We start from the raw sequence: 24,540 nt of genomic DNA on the forward strand, positions 1-24,540 counted from the left end.
TTGTTCCCCGTGAACAGGATCGATGCCCCATTGCCGGAAAGCGACGCCTTGACGTTGCCGACGCCTTTTCTGCGTTGGTTCGCCGAAAAGGGCTGGCGGCCGCGCGCCCACCAGCAGGAACTGCTGTCACGGGCCGAGACAGGGGAAAGCACGCTGCTGATCGCGCCGACGGGCGCGGGCAAGACGCTTGCCGGATTCCTGCCGTCGCTGGTCGATGTCACGCGGCGCGGCAGGATTCCGCCCGGTTCCGCCTTCGTCGGCATCCACACGCTCTATATATCGCCGCTCAAGGCGCTCGCCGTCGACATCGAACGCAATCTCACGAAGCCGGTCAATGAAATGGGCCTGCCGGTCCGGATCGAGAACCGCACCGGCGATACGCCGCAGGGCAAAAGGCAGCGCCAGAAGCTGAGCCCTCCCGACCTGCTGCTGACCACGCCGGAGCAGTTGGCACTGCTCATCGCCGATGGCGAGGCAGAGCGCTTCTTCAAGGATCTGCGCTATGTCGTGCTCGACGAGCTGCATTCGCTCGTCACCTCGAAGCGCGGCCATCTGCTCGCCCTCGGGCTGGCGCGGCTGCGCCGCCTGGCGCCCGGCCTGCAGACGATCGGCCTTTCGGCGACGGTGGCCGAACCGAAGCAATTGCAGCGCTGGCTGGTCGGCCAGACCCCGGACGCGGAGAGCTACGCCGGATTGATCACCGTATCCGGCGGGGCAAAACCGGAAATCTCCATTTTGCGCGCGGAGAGCCAGGTGCCCTGGGCGGGGCACTCGGCCCGCTATGCGATCCCGGACATCTATAAGGCGATCAAGGCGCACGGCACGACGCTGCTCTTCGTCAACACGCGCAGCCAGGCGGAAATGCTCTTCCAGGAGCTCTGGACGATCAACGACGACAATCTGCCGATCGCGCTGCACCACGGCTCGCTCGATGTCGCCCAGCGCCGCAGGGTCGAGGCGGCGATGGCCGAGAACCGGCTGCGCGCCGTCGTCGCCACATCGACGCTCGATCTCGGCATCGACTGGGGCGACGTCGACCTGGTCGTCCATGTCGGCGCTCCGAAGGGCGCGAGCCGGCTCGCGCAGCGCATCGGCCGCGCCAACCACCGAATGGACGAGCCGAGCCGGGCGATCCTCGTCCCGGCCAACCGTTTCGAGGTGATGGAATGCCAGGCGGCGCTCGACGCCAACTATGTCGGCGCACAGGACACCCCGCCTGTCGGCAAGGGAGCGCTCGACGTTTTGGCCCAGCACGTGCTCGGCATGGCCTGTGCCAGGCCTTTCGACGCGCTGCAGCTCTATGACGAGATCACCACCGCAGCCCCCTATGCCGATCTTTCCTGGGAGACCTTCGAGCGGGTCGTCGACCTCGTCGCCACCGGCGGCTACGCGCTTCGCACCTATGAGCGCTACGCCCGCATTCGCAAGACCAAGGATGGGCTCTGGCGGGTTTCCAATCCGATGGTCGCGCAGCAGTACCGGCTGAATGTCGGCACCATCGTCGAATCGCCGATGCTGAACGTGCGCATGGTGAAGCGCAACGCGCGCGGCTCGCTCGGCCGCGGCGGCATGCCGCTCGGCAAGGTGGAGGAGTATTTCCTCGAGATGCTGTCGCCGGGCGATACGTTTCTCTTCTCCGGCAAGGTGCTGCGCTTCGAGGGCATACGCGAGAACGAATGTCTCGTGTCACAAGCCTTTTCCTTCGATCCCAAGGTGCCGAGCTATGCCGGCGGCAAATTTCCGCTCTCCACTTATCTCGCTGCGCAGGTCAGGAAGATGCTTGCCGACCCGGCGCGGCGCGCCACGCTGCCGGACCAGGTGCGCGACTGGCTGGCGCTGCAGGACGACGCCTCGATGCTGCCGCGCGAGGACGAGCTGCTGGTCGAGACCTTCCCGCGCGGCAGCCGCCACTACATGGTCACCTACGCCTTCGAAGGGCGGCTCGCCCACCAGACGCTTGGCATGCTGCTTACCCGGCGCCTCGATCGGGCCGGCCTGAAACCGCTCGGCTTCGTCGCCACCGACTATTCGCTCGGCGTTTGGGCGCTCGACGACTTGGGCGCGGCATTCCGGGCGCGGACCCCATCGCTCGCCCGGCTCTTCGACGAGGACATGCTGGGCGACGATCTTGAGGCCTGGCTCAACGAATCCTTCCTGCTGAAGCGCACCTTTCGCACCTGTGCAGTGATTGCCGGATTGATCGACCAGCGCCATCCAGGCAAGGAAAAGACCGGTCGCCAGGTCACCGTTTCGGCCGACCTCATTTACGACGTATTGCGGATGCACGAGCCCGATCACATCCTGCTGGAAGCGACGCGCAACGACGCGGCCGCCGGACTTTTGGACATTGGTCGCCTCGGCACTATGCTCAAGCGAATCAAGGGACACATCACCCATCGCCGGCTCGACCGCATCTCGCCGCTCGCCGTCCCGGTCATGCTTGAGATCGGCCGGGAATCGGTTCACGGAGAGGCGCAGGACTTCCTGTTGACGGAGGCCGCCGACGAGCTGATCGAGGAGGCGATGGGAGGCGGCCATGGTACCGATGGATAGGAGAGCAATGTGAACTATATCAGGGGTATTCCGGACGGAGTGCGGATGCTCTACCGCCCTCTGGCCTGCCGGCTATCCCAGCGGGAAGGAAAAGACCCCTCCCCAACCCCTCCCCACAAGGGGGAGGGGCTACCTTGCCGCGCTCTCGGCGCGCGCACTTTGCTCCAGCCACTTGTCGAACCGTCGAAGGGGCCAAGATGGTGCCGCCGCGGAGCCCCTCCCCCTTGTGGGGAGGGGTTGGGGAGGGGTCTTGTCCTGCATCCGAGAACGTCGGTGTGACCATGCACCGGCTCGTTCATGCGACATCCGCTTCCACGACAAGCGCTCCCTTCCAGGCGCGCATCGCGATAAACAGCGTCGCCGCCATCTGCGACCCGCTCGGCGGCCTGTTTCTGCCGGAGACCGGGACGCTGGTCGTTTCCGACCTCCACCTCGAAAAAGGCTCCGCCTTCGCCCGGCGCGGCATGATGCTGCCGCCCTACGACACGCTCGCGACGTTGCGCATCCTGGAGGCCATCATTGCTCGCCATAGTCCCGCAACGGTTATAAGCCTCGGCGACAATTTCCATGACCGGCGCGGATCAGCGGCGATGCCGGACACGTTCCGCCAGATGATAGAGGCGATGGCGCGCGGGCGTGACTGGATCTGGATCAACGGCAATCACGATCCCGACGGCCCGTCAGGAGTGCCCGGCGCGTCGATGGACGAGCTTCGCCATGCAGGCCTCGTCTTCCGCCACGAGCCATCTCTGGCGGACGGCGTCGGCGAAATCGCCGGCCACTTACATCCCTCGGCAACCGTACGGCGCCGCGAAAGATCGATCCGACGCGCCTGCTTCGCAACGGACGGCAAGAGGCTGCTGATGCCGGCCTTCGGCGTCACCACCGGGGGGCTCGATCTCCGGCACCGGGCGATGACCGGCCTCTTCGACCGCCAGCAACTCGTCGCCCACATGATGGGCCGCGACCGCATTTATTCGGTGCGCTTCGCCAATCTCCTGGGTTAGGGCGGAATGAGGAAAAGTGTGAGCGGTTTTCCGCTCGCATTCCGCCCCTATCGGAATCAATCAGAAAGCGTTGAAGGTGAGCGTCGTCAGCGAACGGGAAATGCCCGGAACGCTGGCGATATTGTCGTTGATGAACTTGCCGACGTCCTGGCCTTCCTCGACATAGATCTTCAGAAGCAGATCGTAGTCACCGCTCGTCGAGTACATCTCCGAGACGATTTCCTTGCGGTAGATCTCGTCGGCGACCTCGTAGGTCCGGCCGGGAGCGCATTGCAGTTGCACGAAAATCGGTTTCATGGGCTTCCTCTGCTTCCGGGAGGCAGTCTCCCGATCGTTGTGGTCGCCCCTCGGCGCAAGGACCGGAAGGGCGTTGCTTGATCCTCACCCTCTCTTAAACCGCAACGGCTCAAAAGGAAACGCGCCGGCGCCGACGGTAAGCCCGAGAAGGCACCCGCCGGGTTCCGTTCCGCATCAATCCTTACGGAAAAGCAGGCTCGCGCCCCATCCGGTGATTACCGCCAGCGCCACGGCAAGGAGGCCGTAGATCACCGGCTGATCGTGCGCGGCGCGGGTGATCGCCTGTTCGAGCCCGGTTTTCACGACGCGCAGCGGCAGGGCCTTGGCGGCGACGAAGAGGCCCTCGCGGAAGAGATAGGCGCGCACCACATGGACGCCGTTCGGGACATTGGCCGGCAGGCGGACGGACGCCTTGAAGAGGCTCGAACTGATGAACTGTACGCCGCCCGGATCGCGCTGGTAGACGCCGCTCTCCTCGCGGATGCGGCGGAAGGCATTGCGGAACTCGCCGAGGCTGCTGCCGTCGCCGATGAAGCCGAGCGGCACCAGCCGCATGTGATCGACGCCGATGCCCATGTTGGCGATGTCGCGCGGCGGCGCGATCGTCTCGATATCGCGCGTGGTCGACAGCGAATAGGCTTCGGGCACGAGCTCGAAGGTCATAGACTGCGTGTTGACCCAGATGCCGAAGACGCGCTCCTTCCTGCGCACCGTCGCATGGTCCTTCGGCCCTTCGAGCACGACGATGATGTTGTACTTGCCCTGGGCGAGAAGGTTGGCGTCGAAGCCGTCGATGGCGCCGAAGATCGTCAGGTCGGCGCCGCGAAAATCGGAGGTGATGGAAATCTCGTCCGTCGAGATGCCGATCTCGAGTTTTTCGGTAAAGTCTCCAACCTCGCGCTCCAGAGACTGTGCCGCTGCCGGCCCGGCGACCATCAAAGCGACAGCAAACAGAACGAGACGGCCAAGCGCGCGCATCAGAAGCCGAACCCCCCTGAAACCACCGAATAGATATCCTTGGGCGGAATGATCAGCTCGATCGACAGGCGGATGCCGACGGCAAGGACGAGCAGCGCCAGGAGGGCCCGCAGTTGCTCGCCGCGCAGCCGCTGGCCGACGCGCACGCCATATTGGGCGCCGATGACGCCGGCGATCATCAGGACGAAGGCAAGCACGATATCGACGGTGTAATTGGTCGATGCCTGGACGATCACCGTATAGGCCGAGACGAAGACGATCTGGAACAGCGAGGTTCCAACGACGACACTGGTCGGGATGCGCAGGAGATAGATCATCGCCGGCACCATGATGAAGCCGCCGCCGACGCCCATGACCGACGTCAGGATGCCGATGCAGAAGCCGAGCGTGGCGACCGGGATGACGCTCAGATAGATCTTCGACTTCTTGAAACGCATCTTCAGGGGCAGTCCGTGGATCCAATTGTGCTGGCCGGGCCGGCGCAACTGAGTCGGCTGGTTCTTGGCGGCCTTGCGCATCGCACCGATGCTCTCCCAGAGCATCAAGCCGCCGACCGAACCGAGAAGCACGACGTAAAGCAGCGAAATGACCAGATCGAGCTGGCCGATTCGGCGTAGCATCGAAAACAGCCAGACGCCCAAGGTCGCGCCAACGAGGCCGCCGCAGAGCAGGACCGTCCCAAGCTTGATGTCGATCGTGCCGCGCCGGAAATGGGTGATGGCGCCTGAGATCGACGAGGCGACGACCTGGTTCGCACCGGTCGCCACCGCCACCACCGGCGGAATGTTGTAGAAGATCAGGAGGGGCGTGATCAGGAAACCGCCGCCGACGCCGAACATGCCGGACAGAAACCCGACGGCCGCGCCCATGCCGAGAATGATGAGAATGTTCACCGACAACTCTGCTATGGGCAGATAGACCGTCACGGCCAAACCTCGACGTAACAACGAACCCGCAAGGCGGGTGAAATTGCAACTGCACAACTCCTAACCGGAAACGATTTAGGAATCGTGCAACGTTTTGACTAATTCGCGCCCCTCCGCCTCGGGAAGAGGCATGGCGGAATGCTTCGAAGTCACAAGAAATTCACCACGCGCGGGACATTTTCGGCTAGCCGCCGACACCCTCGAGAGGACAACGTGCGGCGCCTCCGCTCATGCGCCCTCGGGCCTGAGCTGTCAACCTTTTCAGGCACATGGCGGGCGATTTCTACCGCTGCCCACATGGCCCGGATCTTCGGCTTTATTGCGGCATCGCGGGGCCACGCCGGAGACGACGTGCCGGCGATGGGCCGGACGGGGTGCGGGCGAGCGGATCGCCCTCACGAATTGCGCTTCAACAGTTCCTTCACCAATTCGTCGGTGATCTCACCGGTCGGCTCGTGTCCGATCGACTTCTGGAACGCCTTGATCGCGGCTATCGTCTTCTTGCCCATCTGCCCATCGGGCGCGCCGGCGTCGAAGCCATTGTTGTTGAGAATGGCCTGGATGTTGCGGACGGCTTTGGTCATGTCGACCGACGCCGTCTTCGTCGAGGGACCAACCCAGGCGTCAGGCACATCCACCGTGTTCGCCGCGGCATCGACCGGCTGCACCTTCCAGGCCTCGACCTTGGCCTTGGCGCGCGAGAGCTCCTCGGGCTTCATCGCCTTGGCGATCTCGTCGCGCTTTTCGCCGGCGTCCTTGTCGCCATCGCGCGCGGCGATCGCGAACCACTTGTAGGACTCCTCGAGGCTCTGAGCGACGCCGTTGCCGCGCGCATAGAGAACGGCCAGATTGAACTGGCTGTCGCGGACACCGAGATTGGCAGCCTTCTCGAACCATTTCACCGCTGCGGCGAGATCGGGCGCACCGTCGCGGCCACTGGCGAGCATGACCGCGAGGTTATGCGTAGCGCTGGCGTTACCCGCCTCGGCAGCCTTCTGGTAGAGGGCCTTGGCCTTCGCCGCGTCGCGCGCAACACCCGCCCCCTTCTCGTAGAGATTGGCAAGGCGGTAACCGGCCGGCACGACGCCGGCATCGGCGGCGCGCTGATACCATCGGGCAGCTTCCGCCAGGTCTTCCTTGACCCCCCGACCCTCGGTGAAGCGGGTGCCTATCTCGTAAAAGGCCAGAGGATCGCCGCCCTTCGCCGCCGTCACCAGGGCGGGCGGGCCAAAGCCTTCCGGCAGGACGAGTTCGCTCGCCTTGACCGGCGCAAAACTCGCTGCCCCGGGGGCGCCCGTCGTGGTCACCTGGAAAGTGGAGACCGGACCCGTCTGGGTCGGCGCTGACGCCGGCTGCAGCAGGGGCGCTTGACCTCCCTCCACTGCCGGAACGACTGCGGCAGCTTTGTCCGCCCCTGCTTCGGGTGCCTTCGTCGCGATGGACGGAGTAACAGTCTTGTCGACCGGAGCTGCAGCTTTCGCCGGCTCGGCAGGTGTTGCCGCGCTCGCGGCGTCAACCGGCTTCGCCACTGCCTCGGCGGCCTTCGGCGCAATTTCCACTTCCGCCTTGCGTTCGACCGCCACGGCGGGTTGGACGCTCTGCGCGTCGCTGCCCTTCAGCACGGTGCTGACCAGCGGGTAGGACATGATCGCCAGCAGCACGGCACCGACTGCCATGAGGATCGGGCGGCGATGACGGGCAAAGGCAGCACCGACGGCTGACGGTCCCTTATTGTCCTTGGCGCTCTTCAGCGAATCGGCTTCCTCGACGGCCATCTGCGCCGCACGGCGCGCCGCGGCGATGAAATCCGCCTTTTCGCCGCCGGCAGCCGGCTGGCCGCGGGCCATTTGCCCGGCCCGCACGCGCTCGAGAATCTTCTTGACGTCCGGCACGCCGGAGCCGGGCTCGAGCAACTGGTTGGCGTCCTCGGGCGCGAGCATTTCCGAGGGGTCGATCGAGGGGGTGGGCTCGACCATCTGGCGCGCCTGCACGGTCGCAGTCTCGTTGCGCTTGGCGGCGAAGCGCCTGGTGAGACCGGCAAGCAGGCCCGCTTTTGCAGCGGGGGCCTCGACCCGCGTTTCATCCCGCTCGACAGTCGAAACATCAACGGAGGGAGATATGTCGGCCACAACCGGACCTGCAACCGTGACTTCGGCTTCAGCCGTTGATCCGACCGGTTGAAGTTCGCCCTGCCGCTCGAGGTCGGCGTCGTTGAATGCGCCGCCAAATTCCGGCTGCACCGCTTTCGGCATCATCGGCACGTCGCGCGCGGCATTCCGCACCCCGGCACTCGGCTCCCGCTCTTCGAGCCGCTCCAGTTTCTCGGCGATGTGGACGAGCGTGTCGTGCAGGGCCTCGAAGGTACGCGCGGTGCGTTCTTCGCTCGACCGGCTGAGGTCCTCCAGCGCCCTGAGGTCTTCGGCGAGCGCCGAAATCGCGGCCATGTCGGCGCCGGCAGCGGTCTGCGGCATGCCGTTCCGGGCATAGGCCTCCATCACCGCTTCGGCCGCCCGCCGGGCGGCTTCGATGATGTATTCGTCGCTGGTGGCCAGATAGTCTTCGAGTGCCGTCATGCGGCTTTCGAACTCGATCGGCGCTGCGCCGGCCGGCTCCTGATGCGACTGGCTCACCAGCGCTGAAAGATTGCCGATCTGCGCTTCGAGATTGCGCAGCGCCTCGCCGTCGTCGAAGGGCGCGGCGTGCGTCTCCTCCAGGCGCTGTGCGATGTCGGCAAGTCGGTCTTCGAGCCGCTCGAAGCGTATGTCGGGCGCCGGCGAGCCACCTCGGCCGTCCAGGTCGTCGATGCGGCGAGCGAGATAGTCGAGCCGCTCGGCCAGGGCGTCGTTGACGCTGCCCTGATCCAGCGCCTCGATCCTGCGCGAAATGTCGGCGAGATAATCCGTCAGTTCCGGCGCCGCATTGCGCTGGCTGCGCTCCAGCAGAGCGGAAAGCTGGTCGAGCCGCTCCTCGAGCCGAGCCGCGGCCCTCTCGCCCGCAAGATCCTCGACCCGCGCCGCCAGCGCCTCGATCCGTGCGCCAAGACCGGCATCCGCGGGGCGAGCAAGATTGTCGATCTGGCGCGAGAGATCGCCGAGGCGGCTTTCCATCCGGTTGACGAAGGCATTGTCGAGGGTCGTGGCATTGCGGCCGGTGGCGACCGCGCGGCTGATTTCGTCAAGCCGCTGATCGAGCTCGGCGAACTGCGAGACGAGCCGCCCGTCGTCCGGCTGTATCTGGCGGCCGAGCAACTCGATCGCCCGGGCGACCGCGACAAGCTTGTCCTCCAGCACATCGACCGCCGAGGCCTGGTTCAGGGCGCCGATCTGCGACTTGATTTCGTCAAGACGGTAGGCGAGCGCCACGAGCTCGTCGTCGCGGTTCTGGTCGAAGGCGTTCAGCCGATCCTCGACGCCGTTCCAGCGGCTTTCCATGCGGCGCATGCTGTCTTCGCGCGCCAGGCCGTCGAGCATCGAGCGGAGGTCGTCGAATTCGATCCGAAGGGCATCGGCCTGCGCCGATGGCGCCTGTCGGCCGAGCTGATTGATGCTGTCGGCCAGCCGCTGCAAATCGGCCCTGATGTCCGCGGCGTAGCTGCGGTCTTCGGAAGCCTCGGCCTTGATGCCGCGGATCTCCGAACGAAGGGCGTGCATTTCGCGCGCAAGCCCGTCGCTGATGTCGCGCTTCAGGTCCTGTCGCAAGCCGACGAGAGCCTCGGCGATATCGGCTGCCGCGGATGGGCGCCCCGGCTGGGCGGGCCCTGCCGGGGAGGCCTGGTATCGCGGCTCTTCCGCAGGCCGCGGGGGAGCAGCGCGATCGGCTTCGCGCGCCGGAATGCGTTCCCGCAGCGGCAATCGCTCCCGTGCGGCGCTCAAGGAGCGCTGGCGCTCGAGGATTTCCGACACGGCCTTGTTCGCCGGCGCTGCCGGACGGTCCGGCTGGCGCTGCTCGCGGCTGACGCTGCTCATCAGGCCCTCGATGCGGGCCTCGAGACCTTCGATGGTGCGGTTAAGGGCGTCGAGCGACGGCCTGTCGCCATAGGACGGGCTGCCTGCGCGCTGAGGATTGGATCGCGATCCGTTCATTGTCTCTTCGCCCCTGTCGCCGTCGATCGTGGCAGCCGCGGAAAGTCCAAGTTCCTTCCTCTTCAGCGGCCCAGCCGATGCGGACAAAGCCACATTCACGCGAGCATCGCGGTTGCAGCTTTGACCAACTCACAGCCCACAATTCATTAAACGTGGTAAACAAGCGGTTAACCGGTGGGGTTTTTTAACGATTTATCCATCCGGACCGGTCCTAATCCTTCTCGACAGGACGTTCTGGCCAAATTTTTCCGCGGCCTTTTTTTGACGTTTACGCAAACGTCAAAATTTTGTAGCATCCTGCCGACGATGCGACACCGATCCCTTCGGCGCGCTCCAGGCAGCAGAATCGGGCAAGCCGCGGCGCGGCCCGAGGGGACATCAAGGCGAGGAAAAGAATGCCCATCTACAAGGCTCCGGTCGACGACACCCTGTTCATCCTCCACGACGTGCTCGGCATCGAGCGCTACCACAACCTGCCGGGCTTTGCGGATGCGACGCCGGATATGGTGGCGGCGATCCTCGGCGAAGCCGCAAAGCTGGCCGAGGAAGAACTCTTCCCGATCAATCTTCCCGGCGACCAGGAAGGCTGCACGCGCCGCGACGACGGCTCGGTCGCCACGCCGAAGGGCTTCAAGAAGGCATTCGATCTCTACCGCGAGGGCGGCTGGCTGGGGCTCGCCGCGCCCGAAGAATTCGGAGGGCAGGGCCTGCCCTACACCCTTCACACCGCCGTCGGCGAATTCTTGTCCGCCGCGAACATGTCGCTGATGATGTATCCGGGCCTGACTCAGGGCGCGATCGCCGCCATTCTCGTGCATGGCTCCGAGGAGCAGAAGCGCACCTACCTGCCGAAGATGGTGGAAGGCACCTGGACCGGGACGATGAACCTGACGGAGCCGCATTGCGGCACCGATCTCGGCCTGCTTCGCACCAAGGCGGTGCCGAACCGCGACGGCTCCTACAGGATCTCCGGCCAGAAGATCTTCATCTCCGCCGGCGAGCACGACATGGCGGAGAACATCATCCACCTCGTGCTTGCCCGCATCGAAGGCGCGCCGGAAGGCGTCAAGGGCATCTCGCTCTTCATCGTGCCGAAGTTCGAGCTGAACGACGCCGGGGAGCCCGGCGCGCGCAACGGCGTTTCCTGCGGCGCGATCGAAGAGAAGATGGGCATTCACGGCAACTCCACCTGCGTCATGAACTATGACGAGGCGACCGGGTACCTGATCGGCGCGGAGAACAAGGGCCTCAGCGCCATGTTCGTGATGATGAACGAGGCGCGCCTCGCCGTCGGCATGCAGGGGCTCGCGATCGCCGAGATCGCCTACCAGAACGCCGCGAACTACGCGCGCGAACGTATCCAGGGCCGCTCGCTTTCCGGTGCCAAGGCGCCCGACCAGAAGGCGGACCCGATCATCGTCCATCCGGACGTGCGCCGCTCGCTGATGACGATCAAGGCCTTCAACGAGGCCGGCCGCGCCTTCACGCTCTGGACGGCGCTGAAATCCGATTTCGCCCACCGCTCCGACAATGAAGCAGAGCGACAGGCGGCCGACGACATGCTCGGGCTGATGACGCCGATCCTCAAGGGCGTGATGACCGATAAGGGATTCGAGCATGCCGTCATGGCGCAGCAGGTGTTCGGTGGGCACGGCTACATCGAAGAGCACGGCATGAGCCAGTATGTGCGCGATGCCCGCATTGCGATGATCTACGAGGGCGCGAACGGCATCCAGGCGCTCGACCTCGTCGGCCGCAAGCTGGCGGCGAATGGCGGCCGCGCCGTCATGGCGCTGTTCAAGGAAATCGGCGATTTCTGCGAGGAGAACCGCGGTGACGAAAGGCTCGCCGGCTACACCAAGGCTTTGAAGAAGGGCCTCAACGACCTGCAGGCGACGACAATGTGGTTCATGCAGAACGCCATGGCCAAGCCCGACAATGCCGGCGCCGGCTCGACCGATTACATGCACCTCTTCGGCCTCGTCGTGCTAGGCTACATGTGGGCGAAGATGGCCAAGACCGCAGAGGAGAAGCTTGCTGCGGGCGAGACGACGCAGGCGGATTATCTGAAGAACAAGCTGATCACGGCGAAGTTCTTCATGGAGCGTATCCTGCCGGAGACGGCGTTGCGCAAGGCTCGCATCGAAACCGGCGCCGACACGCTTATGGCGCTGGACGCCGCGGCGTTCTGATTTCAGAGTGCAACTGGACGAGGAACGGGTTGCGAGGCGGTTTTCCGCCCGCTCCCCGTTCCAAACGATAATGCGCGGCCCGAGCAGGCGCCGACGAAAGGGAGATAAGACATGACGAAAGTCTTCGTTTACGACCACGTGCGCACGCCGCGCGGCCGTGGCAAGAAGGACGGCGCGCTGCACGAAGTGCCCTCCGTCCGCCTCGCCGCCAAGGTGCTCGAGGCCGTGCGTGATCGCAACGGGATCGACACGTCGACCGTCGACGACATCATCATGGGCTGCGTCGACCCGGTCATGGATGCGGGCGCGGTGATCCCGAAGGCGGCGGCCTTTGAAGCGGGCTACTCGACGCGAGCGCCCGGCATGCAGATCTCCCGCTTCTGCGCCTCCGGCCTCGATGCCGTCAATTTCGGCGCCGCCAAGATCGCCCAAGGAGCGGACGACATCGTCATCGCCGGCGGCGTCGAGTCGATGTCGCGCATCGGCCTCGGCATGTCCGGCGGTTCCTGGTTCATGGATCCTTCCGTCAACCTGCCGGCCTATTTCATGCCGCAGGGCGTATCGGCCGATCTGATCGCCACCAAATACGGCTTCTCGCGGGACGACGTCGATGCCTATGCGGTGGAAAGCCAGAAGCGCGCGGCGCACGCCTGGGAGAAGGGCTATTTCGAGAATTCGGTCGTGCCGGTCAAGGACCAGAACGGCCTGACGATCCTCGACCGCGACGAGCACATGCGCCCCGGCACCGACATGCAGGCGCTCGCCTCGCTCAACCCTTCCTTCCAGATGCCCGGCGAGATGGGCGGCTTCGAGGCCGTCGCCATCCAGGCGCATCCGGAAATCGAGCGGATCAACTATGTCCACCACGCCGGCAATTCGTCGGGCATCGTCGATGGCGCCGCGGCGGTCCTGCTCGGCTCCAAGGCCGGCGGCGAAGCCATGGGGCTGAAGCCGCGCGCCCGCATCCGTGCCTTCGCCAATATCGGCTCCGATCCGGCGCTGATGCTGACCGGGCCGGTTGACGTCACGGAAAAGCTTCTGAAGCGCGCCGACATGAAGCTGTCGGACATCGATCTCTTCGAGCTCAACGAGGCCTTTGCCGCCGTGGTGCTGCGCTACTGCCAAGCCTTCGACATTCCGCAGGACCGGATCAACGTCAATGGCGGCGCGATCGCCATGGGCCATCCGCTCGGCGCGACCGGCGCGATGATCCTCGGCACCGTGCTCGACGAGCTCGAACGCCGCGACCTCAACACGGCGCTGGTGACGCTCTGCATCGGCGCCGGCATGGGCACCGCCACGATCATCGAACGCGTCTGATCCGATCCCGGGAGAGAGAATATGTCTTACACGAACTTCAAGATCGAAACCGACGCAGACGGCATCGCGCTCGTCACCTGGGACATGCCGGAGAAGTCGATGAACGTCTTCACCGAGGAGGTGATGGACGAACTGGATGCGATCGTCGACCAGACGACCGCCGATGCCGCCGTCAATGGCGTCGTCTTCACCTCCGGAAAATCCTCCTTCTCCGGCGGCGCAGATCTCTCGATGATCAAGTCGATGTTCACGCTGCATGCCGAGGAGAAGAAGAACGATCCGGCCAATGCCGCGCAAAAGCTCTTCAACCTCGTCGGGCGCATGACCGGGCTCTTCCGCAAGCTCGAAACCTCGGGCAAGCCTTGGGTCTCGGCGATCAACGGCACCTGCATGGGCGGCGCCTTCGAGCTGTCGCTCGCCTGCCACGGCCGCGTCGCCGCCAATTCGAAATCGGTGAAGATCGCCCTCCCCGAGGTCAAGGTCGGCATCTTCCCGGGCGCCGGCGGCACGCAGCGCGTGCCGCGGCTCACCAACACGCAGGACGCGCTGCAGATGATGACAACCGGCTCGTCGCTGACGGCGGCGCGTGCGAAGGCCATGGGCCTCGTACATGAGGTGGTCGATCCGGAGAAGCTGGTCGAGGCAGCCAAGGCGATGATCAAGAATGGTTTGAAGCCGGTGCAGCCCTGGGACGAGAAGGGCTTCAAGCTTCCGGGCGGCGGCGTCTGGACGCCCGCCTCCGCACAGCTCTGGCCGGCGGCTTCCGCCATTTTGCGCCGCGAGACCTACGGCAATTATCCGGGCGCGATCGCCATCCTGAAATGCGTCTATGAGGGCCTGCAGGTGCCGTTCGATACGGGCTTGAAGATCGAGCAGCGCTATTTCACCGAGATCCTGCAGACGACCGAAGCTTTCTCGATGGTCCGCTCGCTGTTCGTCTCGATGCAGGAGCTCGGCAAGGGTGCCCGTCGGCCGGCCGGCGTGCCGAAATCCGAATTCAGGAAGGTGGGCGTCGTCGGCGCCGGCTTCATGGGCGCCTCGATCGCCTATGTGACGGCTGCCGCCGGCATTCCGGTCACCCTCATCGACCGCGACATGGAGGCAGCCGAGAAGGGCAAGGCGCATTCGGAAGGGCTGGTCAAGGATTCCGTCAGCAAGGGCCGGCTGACGAAGGAAGAGGGCGAAGCGCTGCTCGCCCGAATCACGCCGTCGGCCGACTATGGCGACCTCAAGGACGCCGGCCTCGTCGTCGAGGCGGTGTTCGAGGACCGGCAGGTCAAGAAGGACGTGATCGAGAAGGTGGAAGCGGTCATCGCCCCGGACGCCATCTTCGCCTCCAACACCTCGACGCTGCCGATCACCGGCCTTGCCGGGAATTCGAAGCGGCCGGAGCAGTTCATCGGCGTCCATTTCTTCTCGCCGGTCGAGAAGATGATGCTGACGGAAGTGATCCTCGGCAAGGAGACCGGCGACAAGGCACTCGCCACGGCGCTCGACTATGTCGCGGCGATCAAGAAGACGCCGATCGTCGTCAACGACACTCGCGGCTTCTACGTCAACCGCTGCGTCTTCCGCTACATCCACGAAGCCTACGACATGCTGATCGAGGGCGTGCCGCCGGCAATGATCGAGAATGCCGCCAAGATGGCCGGCATGCCGGTCGGGCCGCTGTCGCTGAACGACGAGGTGGCGATCGACCTCAGCCAGAAGATCCTCAAGGCGACGGTCGCCGACCTCGGCGAGAAGGCCGTCGATCCGCGCCACATGGAACTCGTCAACAAGATGGTCGACGAACTTGACCGGCGCGGCCGCAAGAACGGCAAGGGCTTCTACGAGTACCCGGCGAAGCCGGCCAAGAAATATATCTGGCCGGGCCTCAAGGAGCTCTATCCGCAGAAGGCGGCCGACAAGGTCGATGTCGAGGTGCTGAAGCAGCGCTTCCTGGTGACGATCGCGCTCGAAGCGGCCCGGACGATCGAGGAAGGCATCGTCACCGATCCGCGCGAGGCGGATGTAGGCTCGATCCTCGGCTTCGGCTTCGCGCCCTATACCGGCGGCACGCTCTCCTATATCGACGGCATGGGCGCCAAAGCCTTCGTCGAACTCTGCGAAAAGCTCGCCGAAGAGCATGGCGACCACTTCAAGCCGACGCCGCTCTTGAAAGAGATGGCCGAAAAGGGAGAGACCTTCTACGGACGCTTCGATCCTTACGGCCAGGCGCAGAAGGCGGCTTAAGCCGCCCGCCCTGGCCGGCGAGATATTCGAGGGCCGCGCCGACGGGTGCGGCCTTTTTTGCGTCGCAGGTCGGTTATCGCGATGCTTGCCTTGTTTTTGGCGTTCAGTGCAGACGCTATTTGCACGCTTCACGGAAGGCTGGGCACGTTTCCTTCTCGGCGGCGCGGTCCGGCGGCCGCGCCCCGAACCTGCCCCGTCAAGAACTGATTTTGCTTTGAAAGCAGTTGCGCTGTATTGCCACTGCCGCAATAATGCAAGCAGTTTTAAAGGATGGAAAGCGCATATGCCATCCGCCCTCGGAACAGAGACCAGAATGACTGACGATCACCGCTCGGCTTGCCCGATCAATCTCTCGCTCGAAGTCTTCGGCGACAAATGGAGTCTGCTGATCATCCGCGACATGATCTTCGGCGGCAAACGCCACTTCCGCGAGCTCTTGCGGTCACAGGAGGGCATTTCTTCCAACATCCTCGCCGACCGGCTGAAGACGCTGCTCGAAATCGGCATGCTGACGAAACGCGACGATCCGAGCCACAAGCAGAAGGCGATCTACAGCCTCACCGAGATGGCGATCGCGCTGGTGCCGATCATGGCGCATCTTGGCGCCTGGGGCCGACGCTATCTGCCGGTCAGCGAGGAACTGAGCATCCGCGCCCAGCTCATGGAGGAGGGCGGCCCGGTACTTTGGGAACGCTTCATGAACGAGCTCAGGGCCGAACATCTCGGCGTGTCTCGTGAATCGGACGGCCCATCCGTGCGCCAGACGCTGCAGGCGGCCTATGAGGAGGTCATAGCCCGCAAGGCCAAGGAACGGGAACCCGCCAACGCCGGTTCATGAGCCCGTCGTGGGCGTCACTTCGCAAGCACAGGACTATTTTCCTGCCTGTTCTTTACGGCGGTTTCTCGCCTCGTTAGGGTACAATGAGGCTGAAGCGGGCGTAGCCGGTGGTCGGTGTGCGGCGCCGCGTCGCCGCACTGTGGCAGGGTGGATCGACATGCTTTCACATGACAGCGTCTGGCGAGCGATCGATGCGCTGGCGGAGCGCCATCAGCTCTCGCCGTCCGGCCTCGCACGGCGCGCCGGTCTCGATCCGACCTCCTTCAACAAGTCGAAGCGCCAGTCCCCCGACGGTCGCGATCGATGGCCGTCGACGGAATCGATCTCGAAAATCCTCGAGGCGACCGGCGCGACGATCGACCAGTTCATGGCGCTCTTGCAAGCGGGCAGCGGAGCATCGTCCCGCTCCGGTCAGCCGGCTTCCGGCATTCCTCTCATCGGTTTCGCGCAGGCCGGCGCAGGCGGCTTCTTCGACGACGGCGGCTTTCCCGTCGGCCAAGGGTGGGACGAGGTAGAGTTCCCCGTCGCGTCGCAGCGCAAGGCGAGCGTTTACGCCTTGGAGGTCCAGGGCGACAGCATGCTGCCGCTCTATCGCGACGGGGACGTGCTGATCGTCGATCCGGGAGCGCAGGTGCGCCGCGGCGACCGCGTCGTCCTCAAGAGCCGCGAGGGCGAGGTAATGGCGAAGATCCTGGCGCGGCAGACGCCGCGCGGCGTCGAGCTTCTGTCGCTCAATCCCGACCACCCGAACCGCAATTTCGAGATGAAAGACGTCGAATGGATCGCCCGAATCATCTGGGCCAGCCAATAGGATAGCGTCAGGATGCGGCCGCAGTTCATTTCCATCGCCGGCGGGCTCGCCGCCCTCACCATCTACACCGGCATCCTGCTCGGCGGGGCCGCTACGATCCGCGGCCGCGAAAGCGCCGCCACGCCTGATTTCGTTCTCGAGACGCCGGACGCCATAATCGAAGAACCGGCTGAAGCACCAGTTGCAGCCGAGGAACTTCCGGCCGAGCCGACCCCGTCGCCCGCCGAAGCGGAGGCTGCCGCCAAGACCTCCAGGGTGCCGGTGCGGCCGGTCGACCCATCTCTCTTCGCCATCCCGGAAGAGGGCGTTGCCAAACCACTTGAAAGGATTGCGCCACGGCCGCCTCTTTCCGCCCCGGAAGAGAAGAAGGCATCCCCCATTGTCCTGCAACGACCCGTCGCGCTTGCAGCGGGGCTCGTCCAGAACGGCGGCACGACGCTGCAGATCAAGGACATAGAGCCGGAAAACGCGGAAAAGGTCTGCGAGGGAACCGGCAAGAGCTGGCCCTGCGGCATGGTCGCGCGCACGGCGTTCCGCAATTTCCTGAGGGGGCGTGCGCTCGTCTGCGACCAGGTCGACGAGAGGACCGAAGGCTCCGCCGCCGCAAGCTGCACCGTCGGCAAAATCAACGTCGCCGAATGGCTGGTCACGAACGGCTGGGCGATACCGCTCCCAGGCACTGCCCTCGAAGCGAAGGCGGAGGCTGCCCGCAACGCCAAGCGCGGTTTCTACGGCAGCGACCCGCGTGATCTGAGCCGGAGGCGGCTGGTGATCGAGCCCACCGGCGGCGCGGACTTCGGCGAGACCGTGCCGGACTTGCAAGCCCCGGCGGGAATCCCTAACTGGGCGCCATCGATTGCAGGAGAGTAGATGTCCGCGAGCCTCAGCCAGCACGAAGCCCTTGTCTATGTCATGGTCATGATGTCGGCCGTCGACAGGATCATGAGCGATGACGAATTCGCACGGATCGGCGGGCTCGTCCGTTTCCTGCCGGCCTTCGACGGTTTCGACGAGGATCGGCTGATCCATATCGGCCGCGAGTGCGCGGCCCAGCTTGCCGCTCCGGAGGGGCTCGACGTCACGCTCGAAATGGTCCGCGAATCGCTGCCGCAGCGGCACTACGAAACAGCCTATGCGCTTGCCGTCGAGATCGCCGCTGCCGACCAGCGCATCCGCACCGAGGAAATCCGGCTGTTGCAGCTGTTGCGCGACCGTCTCGCCCTCGACAAGCTCACCTGCGCGGCGATCGAGCGCGGCGCCCTCGCCCGCTTTCGCAGGTAGCATTCGCGGCGCCGGGATTTTCCGTTCAATAGATGCCGTTCGGGAAATAGCGCAGGTAGATTTCCTCGAGCCTGCCGCTGCGCGAGAGCGCCAGGAGCGCATGGTCGATTGCCTGGGTCAGGGCGGGCTCGCTCGTGCGGTTCATGATCGTCAGGCCCTCGCCCAGGAAGCGCTCCGAGAAATAGGCGCCATCCATCAGGGCGCAGCATCCCGCGGCAATGCTTCCGGAGACCCAGAAGGAGAGCTGCATGCCATCGGAGAAGGCAGCCGTCACGGCGCCCTCCCGCAGGGCGTTCAGCAAGGCATTGCGGTCGGGATAGGCCTTGGCTTCGAGCTTCGGAAAGAAGGCTTTCAGCATCGCCTCGTGGGTCGTGCCGGCAACGGCCCCAATTGGTCTGCCGATAAGATCGGCTGGCCTCTGAGCGTCCCCGCCTGCCTTCCTGTTGAGCGCGAAACGCGCCGGCAATTGCATGAAGGGTCTGGAGAAGGCGAAACGTCGCCTCAGTTCCGGCGTCACGGCGATGCCGGCGACGATCGCCTCGCCCTGGCCCTGTTCGAGGGCGGGCATCAGCTCGGGATAGGTCACCGCCTGGATCTGGCATTTCGCTTCGATCTCCAGCTCACGGCAGATTTCCCGGGCGAGGTCGACATGGAAACCCGAAAGCTTGCCCGACTGGTCAATGAAATTGAAAGGCGGGAAATCGACCGTGGTGAGGAAACGCAGCCGCGCCAGCGCGGTCAGATCGGGCTTGGCGATGCGCTCGCGGGCATCGAACAGCAAAGGCAGGTCCTTCGGCGCGGCGTTCGCCCCGGACACAAGAAGCAACCCCGAGACCGCAAGCATGCCGAGAAGACGGTGAAAGAAAGCGCGCGTCATTGCCATCCGATTCGTGAGCCTACTGCATGTTTCTTTAAATCGTGCCGATTTAAGGATGAAACATGCAGCAAATCAAAGTGCTACAGCAATCTTCGTGCGCCTGAAAAGACGCACGGCGCTTTAGCGGGGTGTTGCGGCGCTGGCCATTGACGGATCTTCGACATGAGGGCGCACGGCACAAGCTGTCGACCGTCTGTTGGAGCGGAAGAGAGATGGAGCGGGTGATCGGGATCGAACCGACGACATCAAGCTTGGGAAGCTGGCGTTCTACCACTGAACTACACCCGCGTCAGAAGCGGAAATTTCCCCAACAGCTGCGATCTGTCAAGCTCTCATGCTCACTCGGCACGAAAATGCTTCGAAAGCTTGAGCCCCTGCGCCTGATAGTTCGAGCCGAGATCGATGCCGTAGAGGCCCTCCGGTCGTTCCAACATGTGCTCATAGATCAGGCGGCCGACGATCTGCCCGTGTTCCAGGATGAAGGGCACTTCGTGGCTGCGAACCTCGAGCACCGCACGGCTGCCGCTGCCGCCGGCCGAGGCGTGGCCGAAGCCCGGATCGAAGAAGCCCGCATAGTGGACGCGGAACTCGCCGACCAGCGGGTCGAAGGGCGTCATCTCGGCGGCATAGAGCGGCGGCACATGCACCGCCTCGCGCGAGACGAGGATATAGAACTCGTCGGGATCGAGGATCAGGTCGTCGCGACCGCGGCTATAGAGCGGTTCCCAGAAATCGAAGACCGCGTGCTCGGCCTTCTTGTCGACATCGACCACCGATGTGTGGTGCTTGCCGCGATAGCCGATCAGGCCGTCAGGCCCGGTGCCCTTGAGATCGATCGACAGCGCAATGCCGCCGCCGGTGATATTGGGCCGCTCGCTGGCGACGAGCACGTCGCTTTCGTGCAGCGCCAGCAATTCCTGCTCGGAGAGAACGGAATGGCCGACGCGGAAGCGGATCTGCGAGAGACGCGAGCCGCGGCGGACAACGATCGGAAAGGTCCGAGGGCTGATCTCGAGATAGAGCGGCCCGCTATAGCCGGCCGGGATCTTGTCGAACTCCTGGGCCCTATCGGTGATGACGCGCGTGAAGATATCGAGGCGTCCTGTCGAGCTCTTCGGATTGGCGGAGGCGGACATGCTCTCCGGCAGAGAAAGGCTCTCCATCAGCGGCACGATATAGACGCAACCGGTCTCCAGGACTGCGCCTTCGCTCAGATCGATCACGTGCAGCTTCAGACGATCGAGCTTGTCGGCGACGAGATGGGCCTGTCCCGGCATGAAGCTCGCCCGGACGCGAAACGCCTTGGATCCGAGGCGAAGATCGAGGCTGGCCGGCTGGATCTGGTCACTATCCAGCGCCTTCTCGCTCTTCAGACGTCCCGAGGCATACAGCGCGGCAATCGCGCGGTCGGCCAAAATCCCTGTTTCGCGGGGCATTGCGATCCTCATTCTCAGTTGCCAGACAAAACCAAACTCCGGGAATTGACGCAAGCGCGGCCAGGCAGTATTGGAGCTTTATCCCGTGGTGATTTGGCCGGTCGGCTTGCAGCCACGTTAAACAAGTAGCTAAAAAGGCCGGGTGTCAAACCGGTCGTTTCGCGGCCGGTTTTTTTGTTTTGAAGGTAATCGTCGCATGAGCAAGACCTGGCGCCCGGCAACCCAACTCGTCCACGGCGGAACCACCCGCTCGCAGCACGGCGAGACCTCCGAAGCGATCTTCCTGACCCAGGGCTTCGTCTACGAGAGCTCGGAAGCGGCGGAAGCCCGCTTCAAAGGCGAGACCGACGGCTTCATCTATGCCCGCTACGGCAGCCCGACCAACGACATGTTCGAGAAGCGCATGTGCATGCTCGAAGGCGCCGAAGATGCGCGCGCCACGGCCTCCGGCATGGCGGCGGTCTCCTCGGCAATCCTCTGCCAGGTCAAGGCCGGCGACCACATCGTCGCCGCCCGCGCCCTCTTCGGCTCCTGCCGCTGGGTCGTCGAGACGCTGGCGCCGAAATACGGCGTCGAATGCACGCTGGTCGATGGCCGCGATCTTAAGAACTGGGAAGAGGCGGTCCGCCCGAACACCAAGGTCTTCTTCCTCGAGAGCCCGACCAATCCGACGCTCGAGGTGATCGACATTGCCGGCGTCGCAAAGCTCGCCAACCAGATCGGTGCCAAGGTTGTCGTCGACAATGTCTTCGCCACACCTCTCTTCCAGAAGCCGCTGGAACTCGGCGCACATATCGTCGTCTACTCCGCCACTAAGCATATCGACGGCCAGGGCCGCTGCCTCGGCGGCGTCGTGCTGGCCGACAAGGCGTGGATCGACGAGAACCTGCACGACTATTTCCGCCATACCGGCCCCGCCATGTCGCCCTTCAACGCCTGGACGCTGCTCAAGGGCATCGAGACGCTGCCGCTGCGCGTCAGGCAGCAGACGGAGAACGCCCGCCGCATCGCCGACTTCCTCGCCGAGCAGCCGCAGGTGGCCCGGGTCATCTATCCGGGCCGCAAGGACCATCCGCAGGCCGACATCATCGCCAAGCAGATGAGCGGCGGTTCGACGCTGGTGGCCTTCGAGCTGAAAGGCGGCAAGGAAGCGGCCTTCGCGCTGCAGAACGCGCTCGAGATCGTGCGGATTTCCAACAATCTCGGCGATTCCAAGAGCCTCATCACCCATCCGGCAACGACGACGCACAAGAACCTCACCGACGAGGCCCGCACCGAACTCGGCATCTCGGCCGGTACAGTGCGCTTCTCGGCCGGCATCGAGGACAGCGACGATCTGGTCGAGGATTTCGCCAAGGCGCTGGAGGCGGTCCGGGCCTGATTTGACTCGCAGCATGAGAGTGTTGACCGCCCGCTTACCGCGGGCGGTTTTTTCATTGCCCGTCGCGAAAAGTGAGGCGTGCGAGAACGATCCGCGAGAGCGCGGTGTAAAGGCAGACGGCGGCAAATATCACTGCCAGCGGCGGAAACCAGGCCGGAAGCAGGCAGGCTGCCAGAAAGAAGGCGATCGTCTCGGTCGCCTCCGCAAGCCCGGTCGTGAAATAGAGCGACTTCGCACCGCGGATTTCCGTCGACAGCGCCCGCTTCTCGGCAATCACCGCGAAGGCGAGGAAACTCGAGCCGTTGACATAGAAGGCAAAGAGCAAGAGCCCGCCGGCAAGGCCGTTCATCGCCGGATCGGCGACGATGAAGGCGAGCGGGATCGCGCCGTAGAAGGCGAAGTCGAGGACGATGTCGAGAAAGCCGCCGAAATCGGTCTTGCGGGTTGCGCGCGCCACCGCCCCGTCGAGGCCGTCGCAGAGCCGGCTCAACAGGATGAGAGCCGCACCCGCAAGATAGTAGTGCCGGGCAATGAGGACGGCCGCGGCAAGTCCAAGACAAAGGCCGCAGATCGTGATCGCATCGGCACCCAAGCCGCGTGTAGCGAGCGCCGCACCCAGCCGGTTCAAAATGGGATCCAGACGCTTGCGCACCGCGCCGTCAAGCATGTTCGCCCGCCTTGCGTGAAATTTGAAGCGACTCGTATAATCTTGCCGTTATTCTTCACGAAACCTTATCGCTGTATGATAGTCGAGCAGTTTTGAAACAGGATGTCGAACATGTACCGCGCACTGACTCGCGACATAGAAGTCACGGTGGAGCCGTACTATCTCGAAGAGCAATCGGATCCGGATGACAGCCGCTATGTCTGGGGCTACCGCATCGTCATATCGAACCATTCCGAGATCGCGGTTCGGCTGATGACGCGCTATTGGCACATCACCGACGAGAACGGCCAGGTGGACGAGGTGAGCGGTCCCGGCGTCATCGGCGAGCAGCCGCTGCTCAATCCCGGCGACACCTACGAATACTCCTCCGGCTGCCCGCTCGACACGCCATCCGGCGTCATGTTCGGCCACTACAGCATGGAAGCCGAAGACGGGGAAACCTTCACTGTGGCTATCCCCGCCTTTTCGCTGGATTCTCCCGGACTGGTGCGGACGCTGAATTAACGCACCGCTTATTGAGACCGCACCTCGCTTGCCTCGAAACGGTAGTTGGTGGAGCAGAACTCGCAAGTCACCTTGATCTGACCGTCCTCGATGCTGTGCTCGACGTCCTCCTCGCTCAACCCTTCGAGAACCTCGCGTATCTTGTCGCGCGAGCAGCTGCAGCGATCATAGACCGCCTGCGGCTGGTAGACGCGAACGCCCCGCTCGTGGAACAGCCGATAAAGGAGGCGCTCCGTGCCGACCGTCGGATCGGTCAGCTCGTCGGTATCGATGGTCTCGACCATCACCTTGGCTTCGGCCCAGAGATCGTCCTCGTCGAAGAGGAGGCTGGCGTCGCCGTCATCGCCGTCGCCGCCGGGGAGATCCGGCTGGCGCATGCGCTCGGACGCCTCGGGCAGGAACTGCGCCACCATGCCGCCGGCGCGCCAGCGATGCCGCGGCTTGCCGTTTTCGTCCCGGTCGAGCAGTTCGGCGACGGCAAGTCGGACCTTGGTCGGTATCTGCTCCGATTGGCGGAAATAGACCGCTGCGATCTCCTCCAGCGTCGCGCCGTCGAGCGCAACGATACCCTGGTAGCGCTGGGTATGGGCGCCCTGGTCGATCGTGAAGGCGAGGATGCCGTTGCCCAGCAATTCGTGCGGCTGCGTGCGCCCGCCCTTCTCGGCGACGGCAAGCGCCTCTTCGTCGTAGCGCGCATAGGCGCGAACCCGGTCCGGAGTGGAGAAATCGGCGACGACGAGATCGACCGGCCCATCGCCCTGGGTCTGGACGATCAGCTTGCCCTCGAACTTGAGCGAGGTTCCGAGCAGAACCGTCAGCACGACCGTTTCGGCAACGAGCCGCGCCACCGGCAGCGGATAGCTGTGCCGCTCGAGGATTGCGTCGAGCATCGGACCGAGCTGCACGGCTCGGCCGCGCACGTCGAGGCCCTCGACCTGAAAGGGAACGACGTGGTCGTCACCGGCAAAGTCGAACTCGCCAAGTCCCGGTGCTGTCTCTGTCATCGTTTGCTCCTTTCTCGCGAACAATGGCCGCAGTAAGGGCATTGCTTACCCTCGTGCAACCTGCCCGTTATCTATTTGATCCCGCCGTGAACGGATTTGTCCAGAAGCCAGGTGCTTTTGCCGGCACCCCTTCGAGCGTCGTTCGGCAAAC

19 protein-coding genes, 1 tRNA gene and 1 riboswitch are annotated in these 24,540 nt (G+C 64.3%); of the genes, 11 read left to right on the top strand and 9 right to left on the bottom strand.

The window, feature by feature from the left end:
- Window positions 1-2,553, top strand: coding sequence for a ligase-associated DNA damage response DEXH box helicase (locus AU381_RS09400; protein ID WP_064241882.1), 2,553 nt, complete (start codon window positions 1-3; stop codon window positions 2,551-2,553).
- A 281-nt stretch (window positions 2,554-2,834) separates the two neighbouring features.
- On the top strand, window positions 2,835-3,560 hold the full coding sequence (pdeM, locus tag AU381_RS09405) for a ligase-associated DNA damage response endonuclease PdeM (RefSeq protein ID WP_064241452.1): 726 nt from the start codon (window positions 2,835-2,837) through the stop codon (window positions 3,558-3,560).
- A 60-nt stretch (window positions 3,561-3,620) separates the two neighbouring features.
- Here the strand turns inward: pdeM and AU381_RS09410 are convergent, their stop codons facing one another.
- The 4 genes from AU381_RS09410 to AU381_RS09425 form a co-directional block, all read right to left on the bottom strand.
- Window positions 3,621-3,857: an Lrp/AsnC ligand binding domain-containing protein gene (locus AU381_RS09410; RefSeq protein ID WP_064241453.1), complete on the bottom strand. Its 237-nt coding sequence runs from the start codon at window positions 3,855-3,857 to the stop codon at window positions 3,621-3,623.
- 174 nt (window positions 3,858-4,031) lie between these two features.
- Complete coding sequence (locus AU381_RS09415; RefSeq protein WP_064241454.1) at window positions 4,032-4,835, bottom strand: TIGR02186 family protein; 804 nt, start codon at window positions 4,833-4,835, stop codon at window positions 4,032-4,034.
- Window positions 4,835-5,761 (bottom strand): sulfite exporter TauE/SafE family protein, encoded by a 927-nt coding sequence (locus AU381_RS09420; RefSeq protein WP_064241883.1) that lies wholly within the window; start codon window positions 5,759-5,761, stop codon window positions 4,835-4,837. The genes AU381_RS09415 and AU381_RS09420 overlap by 1 nt, the downstream gene beginning before the upstream one ends.
- Before the next feature lie 395 nt (window positions 5,762-6,156).
- On the bottom strand, window positions 6,157-9,843 hold the full coding sequence (locus AU381_RS09425) for a peptidoglycan-binding protein (protein WP_064241884.1): 3,687 nt from the start codon (window positions 9,841-9,843) through the stop codon (window positions 6,157-6,159).
- Between the two features lie 395 nt (window positions 9,844-10,238).
- Here AU381_RS09425 and AU381_RS09430 point away from each other — a divergent pair, with 395 nt between their 5' ends.
- The 7 genes from AU381_RS09430 (at window position 10,239) to AU381_RS09460 (ending at window position 18,520) form a co-directional block, all read left to right on the top strand.
- Window positions 10,239-12,035, top strand: coding sequence for an acyl-CoA dehydrogenase C-terminal domain-containing protein (locus AU381_RS09430; RefSeq protein ID WP_064241455.1), 1,797 nt, complete (start codon window positions 10,239-10,241; stop codon window positions 12,033-12,035).
- Between the two features lie 111 nt (window positions 12,036-12,146).
- The gene (locus AU381_RS09435) at window positions 12,147-13,355 is read left to right on the top strand and encodes an acetyl-CoA C-acetyltransferase (RefSeq protein ID WP_064241456.1); all 1,209 of its coding nucleotides are present in this window, start codon (window positions 12,147-12,149) and stop codon (window positions 13,353-13,355) included.
- Window positions 13,356-13,376: 21 nt separating this feature from the next.
- The gene (locus AU381_RS09440) at window positions 13,377-15,590 is read left to right on the top strand and encodes an FAD-dependent oxidoreductase (protein WP_064241457.1); all 2,214 of its coding nucleotides are present in this window, start codon (window positions 13,377-13,379) and stop codon (window positions 15,588-15,590) included.
- Between the two features lie 313 nt (window positions 15,591-15,903).
- The gene (locus tag AU381_RS09445; protein ID WP_064241885.1) at window positions 15,904-16,428 is read left to right on the top strand and encodes a winged helix-turn-helix transcriptional regulator; all 525 of its coding nucleotides are present in this window, start codon (window positions 15,904-15,906) and stop codon (window positions 16,426-16,428) included.
- A 157-nt stretch (window positions 16,429-16,585) separates the two neighbouring features.
- Window positions 16,586-17,239 (top strand): S24 family peptidase, encoded by a 654-nt coding sequence (locus AU381_RS09450; protein ID WP_064241458.1) that lies wholly within the window; start codon window positions 16,586-16,588, stop codon window positions 17,237-17,239.
- Window positions 17,240-17,251: 12 nt separating this feature from the next.
- Window positions 17,252-18,109 (top strand): thermonuclease family protein, encoded by an 858-nt coding sequence (locus AU381_RS09455; protein ID WP_064241459.1) that lies wholly within the window; start codon window positions 17,252-17,254, stop codon window positions 18,107-18,109.
- A complete protein-coding gene (locus AU381_RS09460; RefSeq protein WP_064241460.1) occupies window positions 18,110-18,520 on the top strand; it encodes a tellurite resistance TerB family protein in 411 nt (136 codons plus the stop codon).
- Window positions 18,521-18,545: 25 nt separating this feature from the next.
- On the opposite strand, the gene AU381_RS09465 is transcribed toward AU381_RS09460, so the two are convergent.
- The 3 genes from AU381_RS09465 to AU381_RS09475 all read right to left on the bottom strand — a co-directional run bounded on the left by AU381_RS09465 (window position 18,546) and on the right by AU381_RS09475 (window position 20,833).
- On the bottom strand, window positions 18,546-19,397 hold the full coding sequence (locus AU381_RS09465; protein WP_064241886.1) for a transporter substrate-binding domain-containing protein: 852 nt from the start codon (window positions 19,395-19,397) through the stop codon (window positions 18,546-18,548).
- Window positions 19,398-19,610: 213 nt separating this feature from the next.
- Window positions 19,611-19,685 (bottom strand) — tRNA-Gly (locus AU381_RS09470).
- A 50-nt stretch (window positions 19,686-19,735) separates the two neighbouring features.
- Window positions 19,736-20,833 (bottom strand): 2'-deoxycytidine 5'-triphosphate deaminase, encoded by a 1,098-nt coding sequence (locus AU381_RS09475; RefSeq protein ID WP_064241887.1) that lies wholly within the window; start codon window positions 20,831-20,833, stop codon window positions 19,736-19,738.
- A gap of 75 nt (window positions 20,834-20,908) precedes the next feature.
- Window positions 20,909-20,987: riboswitch (SAM riboswitch) on the top strand.
- Window positions 20,988-21,029: 42 nt separating this feature from the next.
- Between AU381_RS09475 and AU381_RS09480 the strand changes: the two genes are divergently transcribed.
- Complete coding sequence (locus AU381_RS09480; protein ID WP_064241461.1) at window positions 21,030-22,214, top strand: O-succinylhomoserine sulfhydrylase; 1,185 nt, start codon at window positions 21,030-21,032, stop codon at window positions 22,212-22,214.
- A 52-nt stretch (window positions 22,215-22,266) separates the two neighbouring features.
- On the opposite strand, the gene AU381_RS09485 is transcribed toward AU381_RS09480, so the two are convergent.
- A complete protein-coding gene (locus tag AU381_RS09485) occupies window positions 22,267-22,881 on the bottom strand; it encodes a CDP-alcohol phosphatidyltransferase family protein (protein WP_064241462.1) in 615 nt (204 codons plus the stop codon).
- A gap of 111 nt (window positions 22,882-22,992) precedes the next feature.
- On the opposite strand from AU381_RS09485, the gene apaG reads away from it, so the two are divergent.
- Window positions 22,993-23,385 (top strand): Co2+/Mg2+ efflux protein ApaG, encoded by a 393-nt coding sequence (gene apaG, locus AU381_RS09490; protein WP_064241888.1) that lies wholly within the window; start codon window positions 22,993-22,995, stop codon window positions 23,383-23,385.
- A gap of 8 nt (window positions 23,386-23,393) precedes the next feature.
- On the opposite strand, the gene AU381_RS09495 is transcribed toward apaG, so the two are convergent.
- Window positions 23,394-24,389 carry an Hsp33 family molecular chaperone gene (locus AU381_RS09495; RefSeq protein WP_064241463.1) on the bottom strand — a complete coding sequence of 332 codons (996 nt, stop codon included), beginning with the start codon at window positions 24,387-24,389 and terminating at the stop codon, window positions 23,394-23,396.
- Window positions 24,390-24,540 lie beyond the last annotated feature (151 nt).

It is taken from the genome of Sinorhizobium glycinis (genome assembly GCF_001651865.1).
GTDB classification, from domain to species: Bacteria; Pseudomonadota; Alphaproteobacteria; order Rhizobiales; family Rhizobiaceae; genus Sinorhizobium; species Sinorhizobium glycinis.

Excerpts from the sequence above, each read along its gene's own strand:
- AU381_RS09425 (WP_064241884.1), bottom strand. The coding sequence starts at position 9,843 with ATGAACGGATCGCGATCCAATCCTCAGCGCGCAGGCAGCCCGTCCTAT.
- AU381_RS09415 (WP_064241454.1), bottom strand. The coding sequence starts at position 4,835 with ATGCGCGCGCTTGGCCGTCTCGTTCTGTTTGCTGTCGCTTTGATGGTC.
- AU381_RS09450 (WP_064241458.1), top strand. The coding sequence starts at position 16,586 with ATGCTTTCACATGACAGCGTCTGGCGAGCGATCGATGCGCTGGCGGAG.
- apaG (WP_064241888.1), top strand. The coding sequence starts at position 22,993 with ATGTACCGCGCACTGACTCGCGACATAGAAGTCACGGTGGAGCCGTAC.
- AU381_RS09445 (WP_064241885.1), top strand. The coding sequence starts at position 15,904 with ATGACTGACGATCACCGCTCGGCTTGCCCGATCAATCTCTCGCTCGAA.
- AU381_RS09435 (WP_064241456.1), top strand. The coding sequence starts at position 12,147 with ATGACGAAAGTCTTCGTTTACGACCACGTGCGCACGCCGCGCGGCCGT.
- AU381_RS09465 (WP_064241886.1), bottom strand. The coding sequence starts at position 19,397 with ATGACGCGCGCTTTCTTTCACCGTCTTCTCGGCATGCTTGCGGTCTCG.
- AU381_RS09460 (WP_064241460.1), top strand. The coding sequence starts at position 18,110 with ATGTCCGCGAGCCTCAGCCAGCACGAAGCCCTTGTCTATGTCATGGTC.
- AU381_RS09430 (WP_064241455.1), top strand. The coding sequence starts at position 10,239 with ATGCCCATCTACAAGGCTCCGGTCGACGACACCCTGTTCATCCTCCAC.
- AU381_RS09495 (WP_064241463.1), bottom strand. The coding sequence starts at position 24,389 with ATGACAGAGACAGCACCGGGACTTGGCGAGTTCGACTTTGCCGGTGAC.
- AU381_RS09440 (WP_064241457.1), top strand. The coding sequence starts at position 13,377 with ATGTCTTACACGAACTTCAAGATCGAAACCGACGCAGACGGCATCGCG.
- AU381_RS09410 (WP_064241453.1), bottom strand. The coding sequence starts at position 3,857 with ATGAAACCGATTTTCGTGCAACTGCAATGCGCTCCCGGCCGGACCTAC.
- AU381_RS09475 (WP_064241887.1), bottom strand. The coding sequence starts at position 20,833 with ATGCCCCGCGAAACAGGGATTTTGGCCGACCGCGCGATTGCCGCGCTG.
- AU381_RS09480 (WP_064241461.1), top strand. The coding sequence starts at position 21,030 with ATGAGCAAGACCTGGCGCCCGGCAACCCAACTCGTCCACGGCGGAACC.
- AU381_RS09485 (WP_064241462.1), bottom strand. The coding sequence starts at position 22,881 with ATGCTTGACGGCGCGGTGCGCAAGCGTCTGGATCCCATTTTGAACCGG.
- AU381_RS09455 (WP_064241459.1), top strand. The coding sequence starts at position 17,252 with ATGCGGCCGCAGTTCATTTCCATCGCCGGCGGGCTCGCCGCCCTCACC.
- pdeM (WP_064241452.1), top strand. The coding sequence starts at position 2,835 with ATGCACCGGCTCGTTCATGCGACATCCGCTTCCACGACAAGCGCTCCC.